Annotated in this window: 14 protein-coding genes; 6 read left to right on the top strand and 8 right to left on the bottom strand. The window is 68.5% G+C overall.

The annotated features are described in order from the left end of the window. Positions 1-132: 132 nt before the first annotated feature. Complete coding sequence (locus ACTIEY_RS15740; RefSeq protein ID WP_439520067.1) at positions 133-888, bottom strand: hypothetical protein; 756 nt, start codon at positions 886-888, stop codon at positions 133-135. Positions 889-980: 92 nt separating this feature from the next. Here ACTIEY_RS15740 and ACTIEY_RS15735 point away from each other — a divergent pair, with 92 nt between their 5' ends. Together ACTIEY_RS15735 and ACTIEY_RS15730 are read left to right on the top strand one after the other, a co-directional pair. After that, entirely contained in the window at positions 981-1,892 is a 912-nt protein-coding gene (locus ACTIEY_RS15735; protein WP_439520066.1) for a glutaminase, read from the top strand. A gap of 186 nt (positions 1,893-2,078) precedes the next feature. Next, complete coding sequence (locus tag ACTIEY_RS15730; protein ID WP_439520065.1) at positions 2,079-2,561, top strand: FecR family protein; 483 nt, start codon at positions 2,079-2,081, stop codon at positions 2,559-2,561. Positions 2,562-2,567: 6 nt separating this feature from the next. On the opposite strand, the gene ACTIEY_RS15725 is transcribed toward ACTIEY_RS15730, so the two are convergent. Continuing rightward, entirely contained in the window at positions 2,568-4,718 is a 2,151-nt protein-coding gene (locus tag ACTIEY_RS15725; RefSeq protein WP_439520064.1) for a CHASE2 domain-containing protein, read from the bottom strand. Between the two features lie 37 nt (positions 4,719-4,755). After that, positions 4,756-6,567 carry a patatin-like phospholipase family protein gene (locus ACTIEY_RS15720; protein ID WP_439520063.1) on the bottom strand — a complete coding sequence of 604 codons (1,812 nt, stop codon included), beginning with the start codon at positions 6,565-6,567 and terminating at the stop codon, positions 4,756-4,758. 130 nt (positions 6,568-6,697) lie between these two features. Between ACTIEY_RS15720 and ACTIEY_RS15715 the strand changes: the two genes are divergently transcribed. Then, entirely contained in the window at positions 6,698-7,324 is a 627-nt protein-coding gene (locus tag ACTIEY_RS15715; protein ID WP_439520062.1) for an OmpA family protein, read from the top strand. A gap of 19 nt (positions 7,325-7,343) precedes the next feature. Here the strand turns inward: ACTIEY_RS15715 and ACTIEY_RS15710 are convergent, their stop codons facing one another. Further along, positions 7,344-7,856: a nuclear transport factor 2 family protein gene (locus ACTIEY_RS15710; RefSeq protein WP_439520061.1), complete on the bottom strand. Its 513-nt coding sequence runs from the start codon at positions 7,854-7,856 to the stop codon at positions 7,344-7,346. 23 nt (positions 7,857-7,879) lie between these two features. Between ACTIEY_RS15710 and ACTIEY_RS15705 the strand changes: the two genes are divergently transcribed. The 3 genes from ACTIEY_RS15705 (at position 7,880) to ACTIEY_RS15695 (ending at position 13,676) form a co-directional block, all read left to right on the top strand. Beyond that, positions 7,880-10,375, top strand: coding sequence for a ligase-associated DNA damage response DEXH box helicase (locus ACTIEY_RS15705; protein WP_439520060.1), 2,496 nt, complete (start codon positions 7,880-7,882; stop codon positions 10,373-10,375). Next, the gene (pdeM, locus tag ACTIEY_RS15700) at positions 10,368-11,030 is read left to right on the top strand and encodes a ligase-associated DNA damage response endonuclease PdeM (RefSeq protein ID WP_439520059.1); all 663 of its coding nucleotides are present in this window, start codon (positions 10,368-10,370) and stop codon (positions 11,028-11,030) included. Before ACTIEY_RS15705 ends, pdeM begins: the two co-directional genes overlap by 8 nt. Positions 11,031-11,162: 132 nt before the next feature. Next, a complete protein-coding gene (locus tag ACTIEY_RS15695) occupies positions 11,163-13,676 on the top strand; it encodes a membrane-bound PQQ-dependent dehydrogenase, glucose/quinate/shikimate family (protein ID WP_439520058.1) in 2,514 nt (837 codons plus the stop codon). Positions 13,677-13,680: 4 nt separating this feature from the next. Here the strand turns inward: ACTIEY_RS15695 and ACTIEY_RS15690 are convergent, their stop codons facing one another. From ACTIEY_RS15690 to ACTIEY_RS15675, 4 genes are read right to left on the bottom strand one after another with little or no spacing between them, the layout of a single operon-like run. Next, positions 13,681-14,724 carry a phage tail sheath family protein gene (locus tag ACTIEY_RS15690; protein WP_439520057.1) on the bottom strand — a complete coding sequence of 348 codons (1,044 nt, stop codon included), beginning with the start codon at positions 14,722-14,724 and terminating at the stop codon, positions 13,681-13,683. A gap of 21 nt (positions 14,725-14,745) precedes the next feature. After that, complete coding sequence (locus tag ACTIEY_RS15685; RefSeq protein WP_439520056.1) at positions 14,746-15,312, bottom strand: DUF4255 domain-containing protein; 567 nt, start codon at positions 15,310-15,312, stop codon at positions 14,746-14,748. A gap of 16 nt (positions 15,313-15,328) precedes the next feature. Next, positions 15,329-16,321: a Bug family tripartite tricarboxylate transporter substrate binding protein gene (locus tag ACTIEY_RS15680; protein WP_439520055.1), complete on the bottom strand. Its 993-nt coding sequence runs from the start codon at positions 16,319-16,321 to the stop codon at positions 15,329-15,331. Beyond that, a complete protein-coding gene (locus tag ACTIEY_RS15675) occupies positions 16,318-17,565 on the bottom strand; it encodes an FAD-dependent monooxygenase (protein WP_439520054.1) in 1,248 nt (415 codons plus the stop codon). Before ACTIEY_RS15675 ends, ACTIEY_RS15680 begins: the two co-directional genes overlap by 4 nt. Positions 17,566-17,625 lie beyond the last annotated feature (60 nt).

Below are 17,625 nucleotides of genomic sequence, written 5' to 3'. Positions count from 1 at the left end.
TCGACCGCTTGTGGGCATCTGTGACACGGCCAGACTGGCGCGATCGGCCAAGTAGGATCGTCGGTGACTGGCAGCACGACGCCGAAACCACCCTGCATCGAAGGCTGCAGGCGATTGAGCGGCTTGAAGGGGCTACCCTCCCGGGCCGGCCTTGAACTCGGTCAGTTCACGCCCTTCCACACGAAACAACTGCCCATTGCGCAGCCGCGTGCGGATCTCATGCTTGACCTCGCGCCTGACCGCTGGCGCAAGCCAGATGACCCGCTCGTGCCCGCTGACGGTGTTGTTGGTGTCGTTGGTGGCAAAGCCTTCGGCTTCCAGGCGCAGCGTGTCGAAACGCCCGGCGGGCGTTTCGACGTTCACTGCCGCCACCACACTGAACTTCAGCTCGTAGCGCAGCTTCCAGCCATTGGGAAATGTCACCCCCTCGGTACATGCCCACCTGCTGCCGACCTTGAGGGGCCAGGGGTAGACGCAGCCGGCGTCGTTGGTGGCGATCGTCTTGCCCCGCTTGTTCGGTGCGGCCTCGTCGAACAGGAACTGCTCGCGGTGCACGAGCCTGGCACTGTCGCCGCGCCAGATCGTGTGCGATCCCCGCTGCGAGTCCATCCAATATTCCGCAGCATCGGCCGCAGTGACGAACTCGGTCAGGCGACCGGTCTCTTTCTTGGTCAGCAGGTCGGTTTCGCGGTAGGTCCAACGGTCGCCGAGGGCGTAGGTGGGCGCCGCCATTTCCTGCGCGAGCGCAGCGGTGGACAGCGCAAGAGTCATCAGCAAGGCAAGCGCAGCGCGGTGGTTCACGGTTTGTCCTTTAAAGGAAGGAAGGCGGGTCCCGCAGACATTGACGCCGAGCAAGCGCCGCTCAACGGCTTGGGCCGGCAGGTCCAACCATATCGCCCGTCGATGGTACGTTGAAGCCGATTGCGCGGCAACGTCCGCAGAAACCTGGGCGCAGGCACACGCTGACGGACAATCGCGCCATGCAGTTCCAACCCATCCTCGACGACATCGTGGCCACCCTGCGTCCCCATCTGGGTGAGCAAGGCCAGGTGGCCGACTACATCCCCGCGCTGGCGCGTGTACCGGCGGCACAGTTCGGCATCGCGCTTCGCACGTGTGAGGGCGAAGAAGCGCACGCGGGCGATAGCACCAAAGCCTTTTCCATTCAGAGCATCTCCAAGCTTTTTGCCCTGACGATGGGCATGCGGGCGATGGGTGAGCAACTTTGGGAACGCATTGGGCGCGAGCCCTCCGGCAACCCGTTCAACTCGCTGGTCCAGCTCGAGTCCGAGCAAGGCACACCGCGCAATCCTTTCATCAACGCGGGCGCGATCGCCGTCACCGACCGGTTGGTCAGCCAGGGCGATGCCAAAGGGGCCATGCTGGATCTGGTGTCCAGCCTGTGCGGCGAGCCGGTGCATTTCGACGAGGAAGTGGCGGCATCGGAAGCCGCAACAGGATTTCGCAACTTCGCGCTGGGCAACTTCATGAAGAGCTTCGGCAAGATCGACAACAGCGTCGACGCGGTGCTGGATGCGTATTTCCACCACTGCGCCGTGCGCATGAGCTGCCTCCAACTGGCCCGCGCCACGGGGTATCTCTGCCGAGATGGTCGGCACCCGTTCAACGGAGAGGCTTTGCTGACCGAACGCCAGACCCGGCGAATCAACTCGTTGATGTTGACGTGCGGCACTTACGACGCGGCCGGTGAGTTCGCCTTCCGGATCGGCCTGCCTTGCAAGAGTGGCGTGGGCGGCGGCATCGTGGCGGTGGTGCCCGATCGTCTGAGTCTGTGCGTGTGGTCTCCGGCGCTGGATGCCACCGGCAACTCCTTGCTGGGCATGCACGCGCTGGAACTGTTCGCGGCGCGCACCGGGCTTTCGGTGTTCTGATGTCGGCCCATCTTCTGCGCGGGCGATCTGAACGCGCCCCTGCGAACCTCCCAAAAAGGTGGTGGGAGTATCCGGTCAGACCGTTTATCATCCCGTTCGTCGGTCGCATTTCCGCATCGGGTGAGCCCTGTGCTTGGAGATTTCGGGCGATGCCGCCCCTCCCTCCACCTGCCCCGAGCCCCCAGCATGACGCCCACTCTGATCCCGCGAGTCCGTTCCGTTTCGCTGGCGGCGATGGCCCTGGGCATGGCGCTGGCGTTGGGGTCGGGCCTGGCCACCGCCCAGGACAAGGCGCCCGTGGGCTACGTGAAGAACGTGAAGGGCACGGCCACGGTGACCACCGATGGCCAGGTGGTGCAGGCGCAGGCTGGTACGCCACTGCACCAGGGCAGCGCGCTCAAGACCGCGGCCGAATCGAGCATGGGCGTGATCTTCAAGGACAACACGCTCATGTCGTTCGGGCCGAGCACCGAGCTCACCGTGGACGAGTACCTGTACGAGCCGGGCGAAGGCAAGCTCAAGCTGGGTGCGCGCATGGGCAAGGGCACGCTGAACTACGTCTCGGGCGTCATCGCCAAGCTGCAACCCGAGGCCGTGACCGTGAAGACGCCCACGGGAATGATCGGCGTGCGCGGCACGCAGTTCATGCTGAAGGTCGTCGAAGAGTGACGGCGCTCACTTGGAGCTGAGCACGATCCGGTCGCCCGGTTCGTTCTGCGCGAGCCTCGCGCAATACAGGTTCACCAGCGGGTCCATGGGGTAGCGCTCGCACAGGCTTTCGAATTGGGCCTGTGCGTTTGCATCGCCATCGCGAACCGCTTCATAGGCCGCCTGGTAGAGGTCGGTGGGCGCATAGCCCGATGGCAGTTCTCCGGGCAAGGGCTCGAACACCTTCAACGCCTCTCGCTTGCCCTTGAGCACCAGTTGCCCCACGGGACGCGCGGACACGTTGGCGCAGGCCGACAGCGTGGCCTGCGACACACAGATGCGCGTGCCCAGGTGCTTGTTCACACTCTCCAGCCGCGCGGCGGTGTTCACCGGGTCGCCGAGCGCGCGGTAGTCGAAGATGGCCTTGCCGCCGAAGTTGCCGACGATCACCTCGCCCGTGTGCACGCCAAAGCGGGTGTGCCCGAACGCGATGCCCTTGTCCTGCAGGTCCTGCGCGTAGGCGGTGGCGAAGGCGTGCATCTCCATGGCGCAGTCCAGCGCGCGCTGCGCGTGGTCGGGCTGCACGACGGGCGCAGAGAACATGATCGCCAGCGCGTCGCCGACGATGCGGTCCAGCGTGCCGAGGTGTCGGAAGGCGATGGAGATCATGTCTTCGAGGTAGCGGTTGAGCAGCGTGACGGCCTCGGCCGGATCGATCGATTCCATGAGGCCGGTGAACCCGGCGAGGTCGGTGAAGACGAAACTGCACTGCTGGCGCTTGCCACCCAACTCCAGTTGTCCCGGGTTCTTCATGAGGTGGTCCACCCGGTTGGGCGACACGTAGCGCGAGAACGCTTCCTTCACCCAGCGCTGGCGGCGCTCGCTCCAGAAATGCCGGCACAGGCTGGCCAGCACGAAGGCCGTCGCCCAGGCCAGCGCGGGCGTGAAGCTGTCCAGCAGCAGGCGGTGGTTCGCAAACGCCGACCAGCCACCCCACAGCACGCTGCCCACCAGCGCCAGCGCGAGGGCCGCCGCCCACAGCGAAGGCACGAAGGCGCCGATCCAGACCACCGCCACGCACCCGGCCACCACCGCCAGTGCCTCGGCCGCCACGGCCCAGTTCGGGCGGTTCAGGTACCGACCGGAGAGCACCTGCTCCAGCGCCTGCGCATGCGCTTCCACCCCCGGCATCACACGGCCCAGGGGGTTGAAGCGCAGGTCCATCAGGCCTTGCGCCGAACTGCCCACCAGCACGATGTGCCCTTCGAGCAAGGCGGGGTCCACCTCGCCCGCCAGCACCTTCCACGCCGGCACATAACGCTGCGGTTGTTCGGTGGTGTAGTGCAGCCACATCTCGCCCTGGGCGTTGGTAGGCACGCTCGCCCGGCCGATGCGCACCTCGGCGAGTGCCGGCGCTTCGCCCTGCGCGCGCCGCAGGATGTAGTTGTCCGCGCCTTGCGCCACGCGCAGCAGTTCGGCGCTCAGGCTGGGCACGGGTGTGTTGCCCAGCGCCAGCACCAGGGGCACGCGTCGCACCACGCCGTCGCCATCGGGCACGAAGGTGAGCACACCTGCGCCGCTGGCCGCTGCGTCCAGCACCGGCATGGGCGTCACCGCGTTGGGAAACGCGTAGAGCGCTTGCGGGCTCGGTTCGCCGAGCCACACATAGCGGTAGGGCGCTTTCAGGGCAGGCTGCTGCGCAGACGCTGGCGCGGGCTCGCTGCGCAGCGCGAAGCCCAGCACCACGTCGTGCCGTGCGATGGCTTCGGCAAAGGTGGCGTCGTGGTCGGGCAGCCCTTCCAGCGCGCGGGCCTGGGCGGCTGACAGAGCCCATTCGGTCGCAGCGCGGCGGGGTGAGGTGCGGTCCGGCTCGGCGAACACCACGTCGAAGCCGACAACGGCCGCGCCCCTGGCACCGAGCTGCTCGACCAGTTGCGCCAGCCGTGTCCGCGGCCAGGGCCATTGGCCGATCTTCTCCAGGCTGGCTTCGTCGATGTCGACGATCCTCACCGGCACGGTCTCGAACGCGCGGGGCTGCCAGCGCTGGTACTCGTCAAACCCCTGGTGCCGCAGCGCCTGCAGGGCCAGCGGATCGGTCAGCACCAGGAGCAAGCCGAGCGCGGCGGTGGCCACGCTGAGCAACGCGGCCACCGAACGCAGGGACAGCATGCTTCTCATGCGCCAGTCCCGCGTGCGCGACCACCGCGCCGAGGGCTCACGCCTTTTCGCGGACGCCCCACGCCTGCTTCTCGGGGTGGCTGAGCGCGCCGATCACCTCGCGCGCATGCGCGTCGCCCTGGGTGACGATGGACGAGAAGCGCGACCATTGCAGAAACCCGAACTTGTAGAGCTCGGGGTTGAAGTACAGGTCCGTCTGCCTGCGCGACTCCGACTGCCGCGACACGCTGTAGAGCACCGACACGTTGAGCAGGTACGACACCAGCGAAGGAACGCGATAACGCTGCCGCGCGCGCGGCTTGAGCCGGTCGAAGAAGACCTGCCAGCCGCTGGGCATCTCGTCGAATTCGAGGCGGCGGGCACGCCGCGCGCTCAGGTCCACGCCGATGACCTTGCCCACACCGCGCATGTTGCGCATGACATCGGCGGGGAAGTTGTTGAAGGTGCCGCCATCGCAGAAGAGTTCACCATCCATCACCACGGGTGGCAGTGCGCCGGGTATGGCGATGCTGGCGCGCAGCGCGCGCCCCAGGTCGCCCTTGTGCCATTGCATCTCGCAGCCCCTGGAGTAGTTGCTGCCGATGCAGAAGTAGCCTTTCCACAGGTCGACGATGTCCACCGGACCGCCCATCAGCGAAGCGATGGATCGCTCGATGATGGCGCGCACGCGCCGGCCCTTGATGAGCGAGATCAGGGGCAGCATGTTGTAGTCGCCGGTGGGGTTGATCTTGAACGCCTGCTGGATCACCTCCATGGTGGTGGGGATGCCCCGGTCTGCCGCGATCGCGGCGGCCATCACGGCGCCCATGCTGGTGCCGCCCACGCAGTCGATCTCGATGCCCAGTTCGTCCAGCGCCTTCCACACGCCCAGGTGGGCAAAGCCCCGCGCACCGCCCCCGGCCAGCACCAGGCCGACCGCGTTGCGGCTGATCAGGCGGGCCAAGCGGGCCATGTCGCCCACCAGCGCGGGACGCAGGTTGACGTGACCGGCGACAGGCCGGCGCTCCAGCCACTGGCGCATGCCCCGTGGCGATTGGACGTTGGCCGGGTGCAGCAGCACCAGCGTTTCTGCCACCTCGCTGCGCTGCGGGGGGTTGACCATGCAGATTTCTTCCACCGGTTGCACCGCGGCCGGCTGGGTCGCGTCGGCCAGCAGCAGCACCTCGTCGCTCTGGCTGATGCACAGCCTGGTCCAGTCGCTCGGCTCGGCGTCGGCCACCATCAGCACGAAGTCGTGTTCGGCCTCGAGTTCTTCCAGCCTGGCCAGCGGCTGGCTGGCCTCCACCCAGCAGACGCGGCCAAACGGGCTCAGTGCCCCGGCGAGGTGCTGCGCAAAGGCGGTGGCCTCCACACCGGTGGTGATGGGCAGCAGCGTCACCGTGACCGGTGGCGGCAGAGGCCGCCGATCGTGCTGGGTCTGGAGCCGCTCGATGATCTTGCGGGTGAGCGCCATCGACACCTGCGGGTTGCGCGCCACCAGAGCGGTGAAGCTCGCCTTGTCCAGCCGCACCACCACGGTCCGGCGAATGGCCACCAGCGTGGCAGAGCGTCGGGCGTGGGTGTAGAGGCTGATTTCCCCGGTGATCTCGCCGCGCCCCAGTTCGCGCACCATGCGGGGCACGCCGTCGTCGGTGTCGACGTACACGCGCAGGCGGCCGCTGATGGTGAGGTAGGCCGCGTCGCCCGCATCCCCTTGCGCCATCAACACTTCGCCCGCGTTCAATTCAATCCATTGAACGCTGTCCTGAATGGATTGCAGCGTGTCCGGGTCAATGCCGGGAAAGTTCTCGCCGAGATAGATGGCCAATGCGTCGCGCCGACGCTGGAATTCGGTGTCGTCTAATGTCATGCCGCTCTCATTGGATGGAAGCCACACACAAAGACATGCGGCGTCTCGAATTCGACCAGCCCCGATTTCCCCCCGGGGTATATGCCAGCGGCGATACTAGTTCATCTGGAAGAGAGAGGGATCGTCCGCCATGTCTGAATTGCAGAACCTCCATCGCCGGTGCCTGTGGCCGGTCCTGCTGGCTTCGCTGTGGTTGCTGGCCGCCTGTGCGCCCACCATTCCGCGTTCCTACGTGGTGCTGGTCCCCGATCCCGATGGGGCGGTGGGCCAGGTGATCGTGAGCGGACCGCAGGGCAACCAGGTGCTCACGCGCGCCGGCCAGGTGGCCGGTATCGATGGGAAGGAAGTGAAGGCCGATCTGGCCAACGCGCAATTGGACGCCGATTTCTCCGCGGCCAAGGCGGCCCAACCCGCCGCACCCGAGCATTTCATGCTGTATTTCATCAGCGGTGGAACGCGATTGACCGAGGAATCGGAAATCCAGTTTTCCGAACTGTTGAATCGATGGAGAACCCGGGGCGCCCAGACCGTGGTCGAAGTGGTGGTGATCGGGCACACCGATACCGTGGGTGGAGCCGACAACAACCTGGTTCTTTCGACCCAGCGCGCCCGGGCGGTGGCCGACAGGCTGCAGGCATCGGGAATGAAATTCTCGGCCTTGACGCTGGAATCCCATGGCGAGAAGAATCCGCTGGTTCCCACCAAGGACGGGGTGTCGGAACCCCGAAACCGGCGGGTGCAGGTCACGATCCGCTGACCCGTCGCCCGCCCAGGGCCTACAACCAGTCCGCCGAGGCCTGGCGTGCACCCGCCCGCGGCGCGGGTGAGTCCGCCGGCACGCCGTCCATGCGCAGCCGCGTGAGCCGCATGAAGGCAAAGCGCCACTGCCCATCGTCGCCCAGGCGGTAGGCCTCTTCGTAGTGGCCGCAGGCGCGAAAGCCCTTGAAACCGGCCCAGTCGGGCGACACATGTTCCACTCCCTGCCATTCCACGAAATCTTCCATGGCCCAGATGCCGCGGGCTTCGCCGCTCGAGAGGAAACGGAACTCCGGGGTGTGGCAATGGTGCGCCGTGATGGTGTGGGCGTGGCGCCTGGACACATGGTTCACGAAGGTGTCCACGCTGGCGCTCACCGGCAGGTTGCCCATGCCTTCGAACACACAGTCCTCGGCGAACAGCGCGCGGAAGTCCTGCCAGCGCTTGGTGTCGAGCAGGCGGCAATAGCGGGCCTTCAACTGGCGGAGGTCCTCGATGGCGAGCAGGCGATCGATCGCAGTGGGTGTCGTCATGGCAGCAGTCAGTAAACATTGAAATGGTCAGACCACATTCTGCAACAGTCCGCCCCAGCAATACCCAGGCAGACGCCGCGCTGAAGGCCTGGTTCACGCAGCGCGGCTGGTCGCCAGCGCCGTTCCAGCGCGCCGTGTGGCGGCACTGGCTGCAGGGTGAATCGGGCCTGCTCGTCACGCCCACCGGCAGCGGGAAGACCCTGGCGGCGTTCGGGGGCGCCTTGCTGGAAGGCTTGCGTGGCCTGGCACCTGAACCGATCGACCCGGCCCATCCCCGCGTCAAGCCCTCGCGCCTGCGCCTGCTGTGGGTCACGCCGTTGCGCGCGCTGGCCACCGACACCACGCACGCGCTGCAGCAGCCCATCGATGCGCTGGGACTGGGCTGGACCGTGGCCAAGCGAACCGGGGACGCGAGTTCGCGCGACCGCCGCCTGGCGCGCCAGGGCCAGGCCGAGGTGCTGGTGATCACGCCGGAGTCGCTCGCGCTGCTGCTCTCCTACCCCGAGACCGCCGGGTTGCTCAAGGGACTGCGCGGTGTGATCGTGGACGAGTGGCACGAGCTGCTGGGCAACAAGCGCGGCGTGCTGTTGCAGCTGGGCCTGGCGCGCATCCGCGCCATCGCGCCCGCGGCCGTCACCTGGGGGCTCTCGGCCACGCTGGGCAATCTGGACGAAGCGCGCGACGTGCTGCTGCCGCACCGCCCGAACGCGCCCGTGGTGCGCCACGCGCGCAAGCGCGACACCACGCTCAAGACCTTGTTGCCCGCCAGGCCGGAGCGCTTTGCGTGGGCGGGGCACCTCGGGCTCTCGCAACTCGAAGGCGTGATGAAACTGATCGCCGGCACGCGCAGCGCGATCCTGTTCACCAACACGCGCGCACAGGCCGAGCTGTGGCACCGCGCGCTCTCCTCCATCTGGCTGGAGCCGCCCGAAGCCCTGGCCCTTCACCACGGCTCGCTCGATGTGGGCCTGCGCATGGCCGCCGAACAGGGCCTGCGCGACGGCAGCGTGCGCTGCGTGGTGGCCACCTCCAGCCTGGACCTGGGCGTGGACTTTCCCACCGTCGACCTCGTGCTCCAGGTGGGCAGCCCGAAAGGCATTGCGCGGCTGCTGCAGCGCGCCGGGCGTGCCAGCCACCGGCCCGGCGCGTCCAGCGTGATCCATTGCGTGCCCACGCACGCCCTGGAACTGGCCGAGTTCGCCGCCGCGCGCCAGGCCATCGAAGCAGGACAGATCGAATCGCGCCGACCACCGCGCCTGTCGCTGGACGTGCTGTCGCAGCACTGCGTCACGCTCGCGCTGGGTGGCGGCTTCCAGCCCGATGCCTTGCTCGCGGAAGTGCGCGGCACGCACGCGTTTGCCGCCTTGAGCGACGTGCAGTGGCAAGGCGTGCTGCGTTTCATCGAACGCGGTGGCCAGGCGCTGGAGAACTACCCCGATTTCCAGCGCGTGCAGCAGGACGAAGACGGCGTCTACCGCGTGAGCGACCGGCGCGTGGCGCTGAACCACCGGCTCTCCATCGGCACCATCACGGCCGACGGTGCGGTGGAGGTGCGCTATCTGCGCGGTGCGTCGCTCGGATCGGTGGAGGAGAGTTTCATCAGCCGCCTGAAGCCGCGCGACCGTTTCCAGTTTGCGGGGCGCACGCTGGAGCTGGTGACCATGGACCAGATGACGGCCTACGTGCGCATGGCGCGCGGCGCATCGGCCACCGTGCCGCGCTGGCAGGGCGGGCGCCTGCCGCTGTCCACCGAGCTGGGGGCGGCGGTGGAAGCCACGCTGAACGGCCCGCGCGAGACGCCCGAGCTGCGCGCGCTCGCGCCGCTGCTGGATCTGCAGGCGCGGGTGTCGGCCCTGCCCACGCCGCAGACTTTGCTGGTGGAGGTGGTGAAGATGCGCCGGGGCAGTTCGCTCTTTGTGTACCCGTTTGCAGGCCGGTCGGTGCACGAGGGCATGGCCGCGCTGTTCGCCCTGCGTCTGGGCCGCCTGGCGCCCCACACCGTGGTGTTCGCCGTGAACGACTACGGCTTCGTGCTGAGTTCGCAGCAGACCATCGCCATTGATGCATCCCAGCTGGCCGGCATCCTCTCGCCGGAGGGCCTGATGGACGATCTTCGCGAGGGCATGAACCTGACCGAGATGGCGCGCCGGCAGTTCCGCGACATCGCGCGCGTGGCCGGCATGCTCACGCCGTCGATGCCCGGCGCCACGCGGCGCAGCCAGCGGCAGCTGCAGGCGTCCAGCGGCCTGCTGTTCGATGTATTGAAGCGCTACGACCCCGACCACCTGCTGCTGGCGCAGGCCGAGCGCGAGGTGTTCGAGGCACAGATGGATGTGCAGGCGCTCGCTGCCGCGCTCGCGCGTTGCGCCACACGCCGCATCGAGCTGCGGCAGCCGCGCACGCTCACGCCACTCTCTTTTCCGTTGTGGGCCGAGACCGTGCGTGGCGAACTCAGCACCGAAGACTGGCGCACCCGCGTGCAGCGCGCAGCCGAGCAGTTGCAGGAACGCCATGGCTGACGGCGGCGATTCGATGGACGTGGTGCTGGCCGGCACGGCACTGCGCCTGTACGCCGACCGCGCGCTGTACTGGCCTGCCAGACGCCGGCTGCTGGTGGCCGACCTGCACCTGGGCAAGGACGACACCTTCCGTGCCGCCGGCATCGCGCTGCCCACGGGCGGTACGCGGCACGACCTGGACCGGTTGAGCGCGCTCATTGAACAGAGCGGCGCGCAGGCGGTGTGGTTCCTGGGCGATCTGCTGCACGGGCCTCTGCTGGACACCCACTGGCGGGAGGACTGGACGCGCTTTCGCGCGCGCCACGCCGGGCTGGAGATGCTGCTGGTGGAAGGCAACCACGACCGCGCCGCCGCTCGCGCCGGCCTTGGCATCGAACACCGACGTCACTCGGTGGAAGAAACCGGGAGCGAGCTGGTGTTCGCGCACGCGCCACAGCCCACGCCAGGCGACGAGCGCGTGGTGGTGTGTGGGCACCTGCATCCGGTGGTTCGCGTGCCGGGATTTCGGGGCCGATTTCCGGCATTCACGCAGATCGATCGCCACTTCGTGCTGCCGGCTTTTTCCACGTTCACCGGCGGCTGGCTGGTGCGCGACGCCCTCTCGCGCCACGCCTGCATGCACGGGCATCTGCTGGACATGGGGCCCACGCGCTGATGGCGGTGTCGGCAATCCTTGCCGCAACGTGGGTGACATGGGGCCCAGAACAAGCTGAACCCTGGCTCTTTCCGGGAACGCCATTTGCCCTTTGGGGCGTTTCGACCTTCCAACCAAGAAAGCACGCTTCGCATGGGAAAGAACCGCCTCACCACCAGCATCGCCATCATCCTGGGTTTGATGGCCCTGGGACTTCTGGGTGGAGGTGCGTGGCTGGTGACGCTGGGCGGTTCGCCTTTCTACGCCGTGGCCGGCGCGGTGCTGGCGGCGGTGGCGGTGCTGCTGTACCGCGCGAGCACCCTGGCCTGGTGGGTGTATGCGGCGCTGCTGCTGACCACCCTGGTGTGGTCGCTGTGGGAAGTGGGCCTGGACTGGTGGGGACTGGCGGCTCGCGGTGACGTGTTCTTTGTCGTTGCCGTGGTGCTGCTCACGCCGTGGGTGGCGCGCCGGCTGGTGGAGGCGCGGCCGCTCGCCCCCGTGCGCGACGGAGATCTGGGGTCCCGGCGCCGCTTTGGCTGGCGGGGCGGGCGCGGCGCGCTGGCGGCCGTGACCGTGCTGTACCTCGGTGTGGGTGTGGTGACCGCGGTGGTGGACCCGCATTCGACCCAGGGCTCGCTGCCCGAAAATCGCGGCACCGCCACCGCGCCAGACCCGGAGCGCATCCCGCCTGGTGAATGGCACGCGTACGGCCGCACCGGTCATGGCCAGCGCTACGCGCCGCTGGCCGAGATCAATGTCGACAACGTGGATCGGCTCGAAGAGGCCTGGCACTTCCACACCGGCGACCAACGCGGCCAGCCCGGCGACCCCGAGGAAACCACTTTCCAGGTCACGCCCCTGAAGGTGGGCGACATGCTCTACCTCTGCACGCCGCACCAGTTCGTGATCGCGCTGGACGCCACCACGGGTGAGGAACGGTGGCGCTTCGATCCGAAGATCCGCTCGGGCCTGGCCCTGCAACACCTGACATGCCGCGGGCTCTCGTACTGGTCGAGCGACGGCACGCCGCCGCCCGCCAGCGGGCCGGCCGCCGAGCGCCCAACGGCCACCCAGGCCGCCCTGCCGGCCCCGCCACTGCCGGTGGCGGCCGATGAAAGCCCCGCGACCGACAACTGCCTGCGCATGCTCTACATGCCCACGGCGGACGGCCGCATCATCGCGCTGGATCCAGAGACGGGTGCCGTGTGCCGCAACTTCGGCGCGGGCAGCGGTCAGATCAACCTCTGGCACGGCATGCCCAACGTGCGGCTGGGCGGCTACTACTCCACCTCGCCGGTGATCGCATCGCAGAAGGTGCTGGTGGTGGGCGGCACCGTGCTCGACAACGTCTCCACCAGCGAGCCTTCGGGCGTGATCCGCGGCTTCGATGTGCAGACTGGCGAACTGCTGTGGCACTGGGACCCCGCTCGCCCGGATGACAACACGCCGCTGCAGGCCGGGCAGACTTATTCGGAGAGCTCGCCCAACGTGTGGTCGATCATGAGCGTGGACGAAGCGCTGGGCCTGGTGTACCTGCCCATGGGCAACCCGCCGCCCGACCAGTGGGGCGGCAACCGCAGCGAGGCCATCGAACGCGTGGGCTCTTCGGTGGTGGCGCTCGATCTCGCCACCGGCCGCCTGCGCTGGGTGTTCCAGACCGTGCACCACGACCTGTGGGACTACGACGTGCCCTCACAGCCCACGCTGGTGGACCTCACGTTGAACGGCGCCACGGTGCCTGCCTTGGTGCAGCCCACCAAACAGGGCGAACTCTTCGTGCTGGACCGGCGCACCGGCCGACCGGTGCACGCCGTGCAGGAAGTGCCGGTGCCCCAGGGCGCGGCCGAAGGCGACCGCACGGCGCCCACGCAGCCGGTCTCGGCCATCTCGTTCGGGCCACCGCCCTTGACGGGAGCGTCCATGTGGGGCGCCACGCTGTTCGACCAACTCGCCTGCCGCATCGCCTTCGACAAGCTGCGCTACGAAGGCCGCTACACGCCGCCGTCGACGCAGGGCACGCTGGTGCATCCCGGCAACTTCGGCGTCTTCAACTGGGGCGGCATTGCGGTCGACCCGGTTCGCCAGGTGGCGTTCACCACCCCGACGTACCTGGCCTTCACATCGCAACTGGTGCCTCGCCCGGACGACACGTCGCTGATCGTGCAGGACGGCGGCCCGCCGGAGGGCGCCTTGCCCGCCCTCAACGAGAACCTGGGTGCGCCCTTCGCCGTGAAGATGGCGCCCTTCACCTCGGCGCTCGGCCTGCCGTGCCAGGCGCCGCCCTGGGGCTTCGTGGCCGGTGTGGACCTGGTGAGCGGGGAAGTGGTCTGGCAACACCGCAACGGCACGGTGCGCGACGTGGCCCCGATTCCCCTGCCCTTCCGCATGGGCGTGCCCAACCTCGGTGGTCCGCTCATCACGGCGGGCGGCGTGGCCTTTCTCTCCGGCACGCTGGACAACTACATTCGCGCCTACGACCTCACCACCGGCGACCAGCTCTGGCAGGGCCGCCTGCCGGCCGGCGGCCAGGCCACGCCGATGAGCTACACCGGGCGGGACGGCCGGCAGTACATCGTCGTCGCCGCGGGTGGCCACGGTTCCCTCGGCACGAAGGCTGGGGATTCGGTGATCGCGTACGCCCTGCCCAGCGTGGCCCCGGCGCGCTGAGCGTTCAGCGCGCTGTCGGCTGCGCGAGGCGGACGACCACGAACTCGGCGGGCTTGAGGAACGCCACCCCCACCTGGCAGACGAGGCGGCCGTTGTCGATGTCGTCCTGCGTCATGGTGCTGCGGTCGCACTTCACGAAAAAGGCCTCTTCGGGCTGGGCGCCCTGCAACGCGCGCTTGCGCCATTCGTTGTAGAGGAAGCTGCCGATCGACTCGCGCAGCCGGTCCCAGAGCGCCGGGCCATTCGGTTCGAACGCCACCCACTGCGTGCCACGCTCCAGCGAGGCCTGCAGGTAGTTGAAGTAGCGCCGCTGGTTGACGTACTTCCATTCGGGATCGCCCGAGAGCGTGCGCGCACCCCACACGCGCATTCCCCTTCCCTCGAAGAAGCGCAGGCAGTTGATGCCTTGCGGGTTGAGCACGTCCTGCTCGGCCTGGTTGATCTCGCGCTCGAAGCGCAAGGCCCCCAGCACCGCCACGTTGGCAGGCGCCTTGTGCGCACCCTGCTCGAAGTCATGGCGGGCGTAGATGCCGCAGACAAAGGGCGATGCGGGCATCACCACTTCACGGCCTTCCACCAGGCTCACCACCCACGGGTGGTACAAGGCTGCGTGGCTGGAATCCAAAGCGCGTCGGTACGCCTGCACATTCGCCATCGTGCTGCCCGCTGGTGCATCGAGCACGGCGATGCGGTGTGCGCCGGGGCGCTCGGCATGAGCGATCAGGGCCTGGGCCATCTCGGCGCTGGTGTGGCCCGGTGCGGCCACGATGGACACCTCCGCCAGCGCTTCGACGGCCTCCAGGGTCGCTGCCACGTACAGCCGCTGGCCGCCTTCATTGAAGAACGCCCGCACGGCCTGCGCCATGCCCGGATCGGCCTCGCCCTGCTGGAATCGATCGAACTCGCTGGAACTGGTCAGCAGCGGTGAGACAGCGTGCGAACCGATGGCGCCGACAAACGCCGTGATGCGCGTGGCCACCGGCTCGATGTGCTTCGAGCGCAAGCTCGCCTCTTCCACGTACGCACCGGGAGCGAGGTACTTCGGCATGTGCGTGCTCCCGATGTCGCCCTAGTTGTTGATCACCAGCACGGGTGGCTCATCGGGCGGCGGCTGGTCGGCGTCCAGCCTCACCACGCGCGCCGTGTACGCGGCCGAGAGCCGGTAGGGTGCGCCCAGCGTGGCCCAGATGCGCAGGATGTCTTCGGCCGGCAGGTCGGCGGGCACGATCTGGATCACTTCATCGGCCGCCCAGGCGGCTTCGGCGGTGAGCAGGGCGAAGTCGAGCATGGGGTGCAGGTGCAGTTGCCGCTGCGTCCACGCCAGGGTCACCTGTTCGTCGTGCGCGCTGCGGCTCCAGGAAGCCACCAGGAAATGGAGGTCCAGGTGCAGGGGTGCGGGCCGCGCGTCGGTGATGCGGCCCGGCCGCTGCGCGCGGCTGTGCTCGCTGACGCTGGTGCGGTGGAGGTACAGGCCGACGCGGCTTGCATCGTCGAGCGGGCCGGCCATCTGGCTGGAGGAAAGCACCTCGAAGTTGCAGGGCGGCATGGGGAGCTCGGCCACCGAGGCCGGGTAGCTGCCCTGCAAGAACGCAGCGATCGAGCGGCAGACGGAATGGACCGCGAAGACGTTGGCCATGCCGGTCCTCCTCCGGTCAGCCCGGACGGATGTTGTTGCGCTGGATGACCTCGGTCATGGCCGCCGTGTCGCTCTTGATGCGGCGTGCCAGGCCTTCAGGGCCGGTGCCGGCCACCTGCCAGCCCTGGGCAAAGATCTTCTGGCGAATGTCCTCGCGGCGCACGATCTCCGTGAGCAGCGTGGCGAGCTTGTTCACGTGGGCCTTGGGCAGGCTGTTGGGCGCGGCCACGGCGTTCCAGATCTCGAGCTGGAAATCACGCACGCCGGCGTCGGCCAGGCTCGGCACGTCAGGGACCAGGCTGCTGCGGCCGAGCGAGGTGACGCCGATGGCCTTGAGCTTGCCGCCCCGCACCTGCGCCATGGCCAGGCCCGGTGGTAGCAGCGACATCTGGATCTGCCCGCCGATGATGGCGGCGATCACCTGCGGGTTGCCCGGATACGGCACGTGCACCGGCGCAATGCCGGCGCGGCTCTTGAGCAACTCCATGCCCAGGTGACCCACGGTGCCCACGCCGGGCGTGCCGTAGTTCCACTTGTCCCCCGCGGCCTTGGCAGCGGCGAGGTAGGCCGCGCCGCTCTCAGTCACGGTGGCGGGCACGCTGAGCACCAGCGGCGCGGTGGCAATCAGGGAGACGGGCGTGAGGTCCTTGATGGGGTCGTAGGTGGTATCGGGGTTGAGGATCTTCGCGATCGTCATGTTGCCGTTGATCATCAGCCCGATGGTGTGGTCGTCGTCCGCGCGGGCCACCTGCGCGGCGGCGATGTTGCCGCCGGCACCAGGCCGGTTCTCCACCACCACCGGTTGCCCCAGCGCCTGCGCCAGAGGCTCGGCCAGCAGGCGCGCCGTGAGGTCGGGCGACGAGCCGCCGGGGAAGCCCACCACCATCTTCAGCGGCCGGCTGGGCCAGGCGGCCTGCGCGTGCGCAGCGGGCAGCACCGAAGCGGCCGCCAGCGCAGCGGCGGTGGCCAGCGCGTGGCGGCGGGTGATGGGGTGGCGTGCTTGCGTCATGTTGTCTTCCTTTTTCGAATGGAGGGCGTGTCAGGAACGGGGGCCGGTGGCTCGGGCGGCCCGCCATAGAGCCACGTATTGTCCAGCAAGCGTTCGCCCAGCAGCGCCATGGCCCTGTTGCGCGCCCAGCGCAACGGCCCGCTGGCATGGAAGATGGTGCCATTGCGCCGCGAGCGCGCCTGCACCTGCGCGTTGCGCGCCCAGCGCAGTTCGGCGTACTGCGCAAACACCTCGGGCCAGTCGGGCGTGCCGCGCTGGGCACTCACCAGGCGGCCGAGCGTCCACGCATCCTCCAGCGCCATCGCCGCACCCTGCGCCAGATAGGGGCGCATGGGATGCGCGGCATCGCCCAGCAGCGCCACGCGGCCGTGTGCCTGCTCTTGCGGCCCCTGCAGAGGCGAGCGGTCGTTCAGCGCCCAGAGCTTCCAGTCGGGCACGGTCTCCAGCAGGGTCATCAACTCACCGCACGCGGGGCCGAGGGCGCGTTTCAGATCCGCCATGTGCGCTTCGTGCGTCCAGCCCTGTGCGTCGTCGGTGGGCTGGAGCGATCCCTGCACCACCGCCACCACGTTGAACCACTCTCCCTGTTTCACCGGGTAATGCACCACATGCAGCCGCGGGCCGAGCCAGGCGGTGACCACATGGGCTTGCGACGCGCGAGGCAGATCGGCCGCGCGCACCATGCCGCGGTAGGCCAGATGCCCGGTGGCGCTCGGCGGCGCATCGCCCAGCAGTTGCGCGCGCACCGCGCTCCAGAGTCCGTCGCAGCCCACCAGGGCCTGGCCCTGCAGCGTCTCGCCGTTCTCCAGCGTGGCGTTGACGCCATGGGCGAGCGATTCGAACGACGCCAGCCGAGAGCCTGCACGCACGCTGACCTCGTCGGCGTGGCGCTGCACCGCCTGCAGCAACAGGGCATGCAGGTCGGCGCGGTGCAGCGTGGCGTACACCTGCCCGTGACGCGCCAGCGCCATGGCGCCCAGGCGAAGGTGGCCCAGCTGCTGGCCGCCATGGGCATCGCGCACCTGAAGCGCTTCAGGAAACGCCGCACATTCGTTCAGCGCGTCCATCAGGCCCCAGTCGGCCAGCACGCGCACGGCATTGGGCCCGAGCTGCAGCCCCGCGCCCACCTCGCCGAACACCGGTGCCTGCTCCAGCACCTCGGTGTGCACACCGGCGCGCGCCAGCGCCAGCGCGCACGCCATGCCGCCGATGCCGCCGCCGGCAATGAGGGTAGTGGGGGTCATGGCGCGATTGTGCCGGGTGTGTGTGAGGCAACGCACCGTCGCGTCCGCATGCAGCTTCTA

Origin of the sequence: Hydrogenophaga sp., assembly GCF_051858985.1 — a bacterium.
Taxonomy (GTDB): domain Bacteria; phylum Pseudomonadota; class Gammaproteobacteria; order Burkholderiales; family Burkholderiaceae_C; genus Hydrogenophaga.
Note: the sequence above shows the minus strand (reverse complement) of the source record. Positions and strands in the feature narration are given on the sequence as shown.